At 68.4% G+C, this 8,479-nt stretch carries 7 protein-coding genes and 2 pseudogenes; 3 read left to right on the top strand and 6 right to left on the bottom strand.

Annotation, left to right across the window (positions count from 1 at the left end; all coding sequences use genetic code 11):
* The 3 genes from GWI24_RS35385 to GWI24_RS35375 all read right to left on the bottom strand — a co-directional run.
* The coding region (locus tag GWI24_RS35385) for an SAV2148 family HEPN domain-containing protein (protein ID WP_210950125.1) at positions 1 to 1,217 on the bottom strand (1,217 nt) is incomplete at its 3' end.
* An 89-nt stretch (positions 1,218 to 1,306) separates the two neighbouring features.
* Complete coding sequence (locus GWI24_RS35380; protein ID WP_210950124.1) at positions 1,307 to 2,635, bottom strand: copper amine oxidase; 1,329 nt, start codon at positions 2,633 to 2,635, stop codon at positions 1,307 to 1,309.
* Between the two features lie 55 nt (positions 2,636 to 2,690).
* Positions 2,691 to 3,485, bottom strand: a complete 795-nt coding sequence (locus GWI24_RS35375; RefSeq protein WP_210950127.1) for a Tat pathway signal sequence domain protein — start codon at positions 3,483 to 3,485, stop codon at positions 2,691 to 2,693.
* 244 nt (positions 3,486 to 3,729) lie between these two features.
* Here GWI24_RS35375 and glgX point away from each other — a divergent pair, with 244 nt between their 5' ends.
* On the top strand, positions 3,730 to 5,874 hold the full coding sequence (gene glgX / locus GWI24_RS35370; RefSeq protein WP_210950123.1) for a glycogen debranching protein GlgX: 2,145 nt from the start codon (positions 3,730 to 3,732) through the stop codon (positions 5,872 to 5,874).
* Between the two features lie 89 nt (positions 5,875 to 5,963).
* A pseudogene (locus GWI24_RS47025) lies at positions 5,964 to 6,194 on the top strand (recombinase family protein); the annotation flags it as partial.
* Positions 6,195 to 6,425: 231 nt separating this feature from the next.
* Here GWI24_RS47025 and GWI24_RS35365 read toward each other — a convergent pair.
* Genes GWI24_RS35365 through GWI24_RS35355 form a run of 3 tightly spaced genes read right to left on the bottom strand, consistent with a single transcriptional unit; the run spans position 6,426 to position 8,033 of the window.
* Entirely contained in the window at positions 6,426 to 7,277 is an 852-nt protein-coding gene (locus GWI24_RS35365) for a helix-turn-helix transcriptional regulator (RefSeq protein ID WP_210950122.1), read from the bottom strand.
* A 20-nt stretch (positions 7,278 to 7,297) separates the two neighbouring features.
* Positions 7,298 to 7,819, bottom strand: coding sequence for a DUF6879 family protein (locus GWI24_RS35360; RefSeq protein WP_210950121.1), 522 nt, complete (start codon positions 7,817 to 7,819; stop codon positions 7,298 to 7,300).
* Positions 7,788 to 8,033: a hypothetical protein gene (locus GWI24_RS35355; protein ID WP_210950126.1), complete on the bottom strand. Its 246-nt coding sequence runs from the start codon at positions 8,031 to 8,033 to the stop codon at positions 7,788 to 7,790. The genes GWI24_RS35360 and GWI24_RS35355 overlap by 32 nt, the downstream gene beginning before the upstream one ends.
* 232 nt (positions 8,034 to 8,265) lie before the next feature.
* Here GWI24_RS35355 and GWI24_RS35350 point away from each other — a divergent pair.
* Positions 8,266 to 8,479: pseudogene (locus tag GWI24_RS35350) on the top strand (hypothetical protein); the annotation flags it as partial.

Here is an 8,479-nt window from a genome sequence, read left to right as displayed (position 1 = left end):
CTCTCGAACTCCTCGCGGTAGGTGCCGAAGAGCCCGCCCTCACCCTCCTCGCCCGCGCTCTCGCGGACGACCTCGCGGCCCCGCCCGCCGCCGCGCAGCACCAGGACCGGCGCCTCCATGCCCCGGGCCTTGCGCAGATACGACTGGATGACCGCGAGGCCGTCCGCGCCGTCGCCGTTGACCAGGTAGGCGGTGAAGCGGGGGGTCTCGTCGAAGACATGGATCTCGAACGCGCCCGGGTCCCGCAGCCGGGCGCGCACCCGCCGCATATGGAGGATGTTCATCTCCACCGAGCGGCTCATCTCGCCCTTCTTCAGGCCGAGCTCGCGCTCCCGTCGGCGCACCGCGCTGCTCGCCGGGTTGAGGAAGAGCAGCCGGGCCCGGCAGCCGGATTCGGCCAGCCGGACCAGCCGGCGGCCCGAGTAGTTCTGGACCAGGAGGTTGAGCCCGATGCCGACGGCGTCGAGTCGGCGGGCGTTGCCGAAGAGGTCCTCGGCGGGCAGCTGGCGCTGGAGCCGCACCCGGTCGGAATGGACGCCCACCACATCGGCGTAGCGGTCGCCGACGAGGTCCTCGACGGCGTCGATGGGCAGCCGTTCGGCGGAGGGGGAGCCGGTGCCGCTGCCGAGGATCTCCAGCAGCCGGGCGGAGGCCCGTTCGGCCTGGGCGAGGACCGTTTCGGAGAGGGCGCGGTTGCGGGAGACCACATTGCGGGAGACCTCCAGCTCGTCCAGGGCCAGCTCCACATCGCGGCGGTCGTCGAGGTAGGGCTCGAAGCACGGCCAGTGCTGGACGAGGAGCTCCCGCAGCTGCGGCAGGGTCAGGAAGCTGATGACATTGTCGTCGGCCGGGTCGAGCAGATAGCCCTTGCGCCGGCTGACCTCCCGTACCGCGACCGCCCGCTGCACCCACTCCTGCCCGGCGGGGCCGGCCGCGGCGATGACCCAGTCCTCGCCGTGGACCGGTTCGTAGATGGGCCGCAGCACGGCGCTGACGACGGCGCGCAGCCGCTGTTCCACGAGGTTGAGCCAGATATAGGCCCGCCCGGCCCGGCGTGCGCGTGTGCGCACCTCGCTCCAGGCTTCGGCGCCCCAGTCCAGTTCCGCTCCGATCTCCATCGGCCGCACCAGGGACACCGCGCCGGGAGGTGCGTCGGTGGAGCCGTCACCCCCGGGACCTCCGTCACCGGGGGGCAGCTCCAGCCCGCCCGAGCTCACCTGTGCACCGCCTTCCGCCCCCGTCCAACGATCACCGCAGACTACTGCGCTGGCGGGGGCGGTGCGACACTCAGGTCATGCCTATCAGGTCAACGTGCCTCTTCTGTATGACCGTTGTGCCCGGACAGTGCAGGAGGCGTGAGGGGATTCATAGCGGTGACATCGCGGGGGGAGAGCTGGAAGCCCTGCCAGTGCACCGGCATCGGCTCCTGGTCCTCATCCCGGGCGATGTGATGGAACCCGATGTTGACCCACACGATCGGGTGCTTGAGGGTCTGGCCATTGACCCACTTGTCGACGCTCTTCCCGGCCCCGGCGCCGCAGTTGCGCAGGTTGTTGCTGGCGAACTGCTCACACTTGTTGTACTCGGTGAAGTAGACGTCGTGTTTGGTGAAACTACGCCCCTGGTACTTGGTGGTGCGGCCGGGGACGATCTCGTAGCTGCGCGGATGGCCGTCCTTGTTCTTGCCCGCCGAGCTGACCACGCGCCACCACCGCGCCGCCGCCGCGTCACCGGCCAGCTCCTTGCCGACCGAGGTGCGGGTCGTCTTGGTCTTCGGGATCCGCCCGGAAGTCGCGGTGGTCTTGGAGTCGTACTGCTCGACCTTGCTCTTGGGCGAGCCGTCCAGCCCGAAGTTCAGTCGCCAGAAGACGTTGTGGGCATGGCTGGTGGCGTAGTCCTTGGCGCCCTTGCCGATGGGCCAGCCGCGGCCGTCGCCCGCGTCGTAGTCCATCGGGGAGAGTGTGCCGGTGGCGCCGACCTGCATGGTCATGGTGCCGTCACCGGCGAACCGCCACTCGGTGATGTACTCGTACCAGCCGACCTGGTTGACGGTGTAGAGCAGCAGGTCCTTGCCCTGGCGCTGATAGACCTTGTTCTCCCCGCCCCCGAAGCCGCCCTCGCCCATGCGGTAGGCGTGGCCGCGGGCCCGGGTGGTGGCGCACAGGCCCTTCACGTTCGGGTGGTCGGGGTCCCAGGCGTTGGGCACCCGCACGGTCTTGATGGTGCCGCCGGGGCATTCGGCCGGGTCCAGCTGCTGCAGGGCCTGGGCGAAGTCCTGTCCGGTGAGGTCGTCGTACTCATTGCTGCCGTCGTCGTAGGGCACATGGATCTGGCCCAGCTTGGCCGAGGTCAGCACCTTGATCGGGGCACTTTCGCCCTTGGGCTGGTACGAGACGTCGTCGAGCACGAGCCCGGCCTTGCTCTCGTAGTGCCAGCACATCCGCCAGGTGGTGCCGCCGTCCAGCTTCTGCTCGATTCTGTACGGGGCGCTGCAGTCCGCCGCGGCAGCGGTCCGCGGGGCCGCCTGGGCGCTGCCGACCGGCCCGGCGGCGATCGCCACGGTGCCGAGCAGCGCCGAGGCGCCGATGGCCGCCGCGACCCGGGCACGGGCGCGGCGGAGCCTGCTGTCAGGCATGGGGAGACTCCTGTAATGAAGCGTTGAGAGGTGTGCGAGACGCTGGGACCGGGCCCTAGCTGAGCTTGGTCACCTTGTGGGCGCTCAGGTCGACCACCATCTGCCGGGTGTCGATCCAGGGGCCGTTCACCACCCGGGTGAACAGCCGTACGCAGCGGTGCTTGCCGCAGTCCTGGACCGAGGCCGGACCGGGGTTGCTGCCCTCGCCCGCGCGGTAGATGAAGCCGGTGGCGGTCAGCTGGTCCGGACGGGTCAGCGCCTTGCCGGTGGCGTCCTTGAAGTCCTTCTTCAGCCCCTCGCCCAGCTTGTCGGCCATCAGCAGCCGCGCGGCCTCCATCACCTCGTCGCGGTTGGGCGGCGGCTGCACCCCGTGCTGGGTGTCGGTGCCGGTGACCTTGCCGCTGCCGAGGTCGACCGTCTTGGTGACGTAGGTGTCGTCCTTGTAGTCGTAATACGTCACCTCGGCGCGGCGCGGCGGGTCGGCGGCCCCCACCTCGTCGGGGCTCAGCTCCGCGAGGTCGGTGGAGAGCCACTCGGGGCCCTTGGCGCCCTTGACGTCCTCGCTGCTCATACGGAAGTCACGGCCGGCCGCGAGGCTCTGGGCGCGCTTCATCTCGTCGTCGGTCAGCGGATCGCGGCCGCTGCCGGTCTTGCGCTGCTCGGGCGCCTCCTCCACCACTCCGGGCTGCTGCCGGGCCGCCTGGCCCTGCTCCGCCGAGGAGCTCTGGGGTCCCCCACCCGAGCCTTCCTCGCCGGACGCGCTCCCCGGGAGCGTCACGCCGACCATGACCGCCGTGGCGGTGATCGCCACGGCCGCGCCGGCCACCACCTTGCCCAGGTGGCGATGCATCACCTTGCGCACATCCTCCCCCAATCCCCCCTGTCATCACATCGGACCGCATAGCGGGATACGCGTACGCGGAGGTCACCCGGTAGGACGAACCGATATGGCCGTAGGTTGCCTCCCTTTTGAGGAAGTTCCGTCGAAAGGGCGGATGGCTCCGGCCAGTTGGGAAAGGATGCAGGGTCGGTCAGGTTCCGTCCGGTGCCTGGGGTGCTCGCGGGCCCCGGAGAAGAAGTGGAAGAGTCGACGTATGCAGGTCTGGCCGGGACAGGCTTACCCCCTTGGCGCCACCTACGACGGTGCCGGAACCAACTTCGCGGTGTTCTCCGAGGCCGCCGTCCGCATCGAGCTGTGCCTCCTGCACGACGACGGCTCGGAGACGGCGGTCGAGCTGCGGGAGTCCGACGCGTTCGTACGCCATGCCTATCTGCCGGGGATCATGCCGGGGCAGCGCTACGGCTTCCGGGCCCACGGCCCGTACGAACCGGAGCTCGGCCACCGCTGCAATTCCGCCAAGCTGTTGCTGGATCCGTACGCCAAGGCGATCAGCGGGCGGATCGACTGGGGCGAGGAGGTCTACGGCTACCACTTCGGGCGGCCCGACAAGCGCAATGACCTCGACTCCGCCCCGCACACCATGACGTCGGTCGTGGTCAATCCGTACTTCGACTGGGGCGACGACCGCCCGCCGCGCACCGACTACCACCGCACAGTCATCTACGAGGCGCATGTCAAGGGGCTGACCATGCGCCACCCCCGGCTGCCGGAGGAGCTGCGCGGGACCTACGCGGCGCTCGCCCATCCGGCGATCATCGAACACCTGACCGAGCTGGGCGTCACCACGCTGGAACTGATGCCCGTCCACCAGTTCGTCCACGACCACCGGCTGGCCGACGCGGGGCTGGCCAACTACTGGGGCTACAACACCATCGGCTTCTTCGCCCCGCACAACGCCTACGCCTCCTGGGGCGACCGGGGCCAGCAGGTGCTGGAGTTCAAATCGGCCGTCCGGGCGCTGCACCAGGCGGGCATCGAGGTCATCCTTGACGTGGTCTACAACCACACGGCCGAGGGCAACCACCTGGGCCCCACGCTCTCCTTCCGGGGTCTGGACAACGCCTCGTACTACCGGCTGACCGACGACCGCCGGTACTACATGGACACCACCGGCACCGGGAACTCCCTGCTGATGCGGTCCCCGCACGTGCTCCAGCTGATCATGGACTCGCTGCGCTACTGGGTGACCGAGATGCATGTGGACGGCTTCCGCTTCGATCTGGCGGCGACGCTGGCCCGGCAGTTCCACGAGGTGGACCGGCTGTCGTCGTTCTTCGACCTGGTCCAGCAGGATCCGGTGGTGAGCCAGGTGAAGCTGATCGCCGAGCCCTGGGACGTCGGCGAGGGCGGCTATCAGGTCGGCAACTTCCCGCCCCTGTGGACCGAGTGGAATGGCAAGTTCCGGGACACCGTGCGGGATCTGTGGCGCGGTGAGCCGAGGACGCTGGCGGAGTTCGCCTCCCGGCTGACCGGCTCCTCCGACCTCTACCAGGGCGACGGGCGGCGCCCGCTGGCCTCGGTCAACTTCGTCACCTGCCATGACGGCTTCACCCTGCGCGACCTGGTGAGCTACGACGAGAAGCACAACGAGGCCAACGGCGAGTCCAACCAGGACGGCGAGAGCTACAACCGGTCCTGGAACTGCGGGGTCGAGGGCGAGACCGACGATCCGGCGGTGCGGACGCTGCGCGAGCGCCAGATGCGCAACTTCATCGCCACCCTGATGCTCTCCCAGGGCGTGCCGATGCTCAGCCACGGCGATGAGTTCGGGCGCACCCAGGGCGGCAACAACAACGCGTACTGCCAGGACAACGAGGTGTCCTGGGTGCGGTGGCCGGATCACGCCAAGGGGCAGGACGGCGAAAGGGAGGACCGCTCGGCGCTGGAGCTGCTGCGCTTCGCCCGCTCGCTGGTGTGGCTGCGCCGCGACCACCCGGTCTTCCGGCGCCGCCGCTTCTTCCACGGGCGGCCGGTGGAGGGCACCCATGACGAGCTGTCGGACATCGCCTGGTTCACCCATGAGGGAGAAGAGATGACGCCGCGCGACTGGCAGGCGGCGCACGCCAAGTCCCTCGCGGTCTTCCTCAACGGCAGCGCGATCTCCGAACCGGGGGCGCGCGGGGAGCGCATCACCGATGACTCGTTCCTGCTGCTCTTCAACGCCCACCACGAGCCGCTGGACTTCGTCGTGCCCATCGACCACGGCAAGCAGTGGCAGCTCATCGTGGACACGGCGGTGGCGGAGGGCGTGGAGCCGGGCAGCGGATCGAAGGTGGCGGCGGGCGACCGGCTGACCCTGGTGGCCCGCAGCCTGATGGTGCTGCAGCGGCCGGCGTAGGCCGGGGGTCTGCTCAAGTCCGGGGCCTGCCCAGGCCCAGGTGGCGCCTGGGTCTGGGGCGACGACCGTGTGAAGATGCCGGTCTCGGTGTGAAACGCCAGGAGGACGATTGCCGCCTCCTGGCTGCCTCCCTCGACTGGACCGTGACCGAGGTGTACGACGACAACGACATGTCGGCCACCAACCGCCGGAACAAGCGACAAGGGCTACCCCGGATGCTGGCCGACGCGGATAGCGGTCACGGGGACGCGGTGATCGCTTGGCACCCGGACAGGCTCTACAGGCAGCCCGGCGAGCTGGAGGACCTGATGGACGTCCTGGACTCCCCCGAGCTGGACGTGGAGTTGAGGACAGTTCGGACGGAGGCCATCGACCGAGGCGTGGCAGCGGCGATGCGGTTTCTCCGGCAAGGCGGCCACCTGGCCGCCGGGGAAGACTACCTGGGATCTGCTTCACGTCCCGAAGGACTGATCTCCACAACGCGTCTCTGGCGAGGCGCTCTGCCCCCGTCCGGACTCCGGGCGGGCAGGGGCTTTTTGTCGTGCCCGGAATCAGGGCAGGGCCTCGATGGCCTTAAGGATCAACGACCGCGCCTCGGCCCCGTAGACGGCATGTCGGTGCAACTCTCCGAACGCCTTGAGGTACTGCACCACCTCGTCAGGCGATGTGATCTTCACGGAAGCCGACAGCGGCTCGTGGTTCACGCGTTCGTCGTCAAAGGCTGTGAACGACTCGATGGGCCACATGGTCCGCTCCGCAGAGGCCGGGATGATCCCCAGCGACACCGACGGCAGATCCATCGCTGAGAGCAACGACCCCAGTTGCCCGGCCATCACACCCGCGTCTCCGAGCCGGTATCGGAGAACCGTCTCTTCCAGGAGTATGGCGAAGGTACGCCCGGACTCCCGGATGATGGCGGAACGGTCCATGCGGGCAGTGACAGCGTCGGCCACATCATCGGGTAGGCCACGAAACGTGGCGATGGCGCGGAGGAGCGCGGTGGCGTAGCCGGGGGTCTGCAAAAAGCCGGGAACCACGTTGGAGCAGTACACCTTGAAGTGCCGGGTGCGCTCGAACAGCGGGAGGTTCGCCTTCTGGAGCTGCTTGAGCCCTGTGCGCTGGAGCCGCCTCCATTGGACGTACATGGAATCGGCCTGGCGATTGGCCGCGACCAGGGCGGACGCCTGCTCCTCAGCCCCACAGGCACGGCACCAGGCCCGGAGATCGTCGTCGGAGGGCGCGGTGCGGGCGTTCTCGATCCGCGAGGATTTCGCCTCGCTCCACCCGCACCGGACTGCCAACTCGCGTTTGGTGATCCCCGCGTCCAATCGGATCTCGCTGAGCCGCGCAGCGAGCGCTTCACGCGCGGCCTGCACTCTGGAGGATGGGGAACTGGGCGGCATGCTGTTCTGTCGTACTCGTACTAGCGGATCTCGTACTGGTCGTGCGGTACAGCTCGCTCCCAGATGCTCTCAAAGGCATCTGCGTTGCGCTCGACCAGTGCCCTGTCGTCGAAGAACTCCTCGCCGAGCCAGTCGCCGCTCCCTGAGAAATTGTGGACTCGGATCACCTGGTTGTCGAAGATCCAGAAGTCGCAGCCGGGCATCAGGAGGTCGGCGGTTCGGCGGCGGGGCAGCCACCGCACCTGTTCGCCCGCTTCCACGTTGGCGCGAGTCTGGTAGTGCTCCCAGCGGATGTAGTCGCTGACCGGCTCCGAGACGACCCGGGCACGCCGTACCACCACGCCACGGGCTACGGCGTCCGCGATGTCCTGGTGGAACGGACGCCACCAGGAGGTGCGGTCGTCCCAGTTGACGCGCTCGCCTTTCTGCCATGCCTCGAAGCGCGGATTGGTGTAGTACGAGTCCCGCATCTCCAGGTGGACCGCAGACCGCTTGGCGTTGGCCAACTGCTCATCGAACGACGTCGGGATACTCGATGGCATCACATGCCTCCCTCAGAATGTGCACCATGCGCGCGGGGATCCGCACGACCGCCTCGTAATCGGGCAGCGGCCCGGTGGACCGCACCTCGCCCTCCAGTTCCTCGCCTGCCTTCCAGCCCTGGAAGACGAGTTCCTTCTTCTCGTCGTCCACCCACACGCGGGGACAGTTCTGCTCGTCGGTGTCCGGATCAATGCCGATGAACCGTAGCGCCACGATGCCCTCCAACGCTCTGCTGCTTACACGGACTTGCACCACCGTGGGCTCTTCGAGTGAGGCCGTCAAGGGCGCGAAGAGGCATCACACCTCATGAGAAAACTCAGGTGCAAGCTGATGCAAGTTTGTGGCGCGTGCAAGGGCGGGGTTCCTAGCGTCGGCGGGCACGACGAAAGCCCGGCGAGGCGGCGAAGCCTCCTGGGGCGCGGCCAACGCCACAAGGAGCGCCAGCATGGCCACTTCTACCACCCAAGCCCTCCCGTGGACGCCGCCGAACACCGAGGACGTCGAGGTGTTACCGGTGGGCAAATGGTGGGACGCCATCTCCGCACCCACACCGGTCGCAGACCGCACCCTGGAGTTGCTCGGTAACCGATCCGGCGCCGTAATCCAGGACGACACCTACGGCAAGACGTACTGGCTCATCGGGATCGACACGAACACCC

It is taken from the genome of Streptomyces sp. MK37H, assembly GCF_018035285.1.
GTDB classification, from domain to species: domain Bacteria; phylum Actinomycetota; class Actinomycetes; order Streptomycetales; family Streptomycetaceae; genus Streptomyces; species Streptomyces endocoffeicus.
This window is presented reverse-complemented; position numbering and strand designations above follow the sequence as displayed.

Excerpts from the sequence above, each read along its gene's own strand:
- GWI24_RS35380 (WP_210950124.1), bottom strand. The coding sequence starts at position 2,635 with ATGCCTGACAGCAGGCTCCGCCGCGCCCGTGCCCGGGTCGCGGCGGCC.
- GWI24_RS35375 (WP_210950127.1), bottom strand. The coding sequence starts at position 3,485 with ATGCATCGCCACCTGGGCAAGGTGGTGGCCGGCGCGGCCGTGGCGATC.
- glgX (WP_210950123.1), top strand. The coding sequence starts at position 3,730 with ATGCAGGTCTGGCCGGGACAGGCTTACCCCCTTGGCGCCACCTACGAC.
- GWI24_RS35365 (WP_210950122.1), bottom strand. The coding sequence starts at position 7,277 with ATGCCGCCCAGTTCCCCATCCTCCAGAGTGCAGGCCGCGCGTGAAGCG.
- GWI24_RS35360 (WP_210950121.1), bottom strand. The coding sequence starts at position 7,819 with ATGCCATCGAGTATCCCGACGTCGTTCGATGAGCAGTTGGCCAACGCC.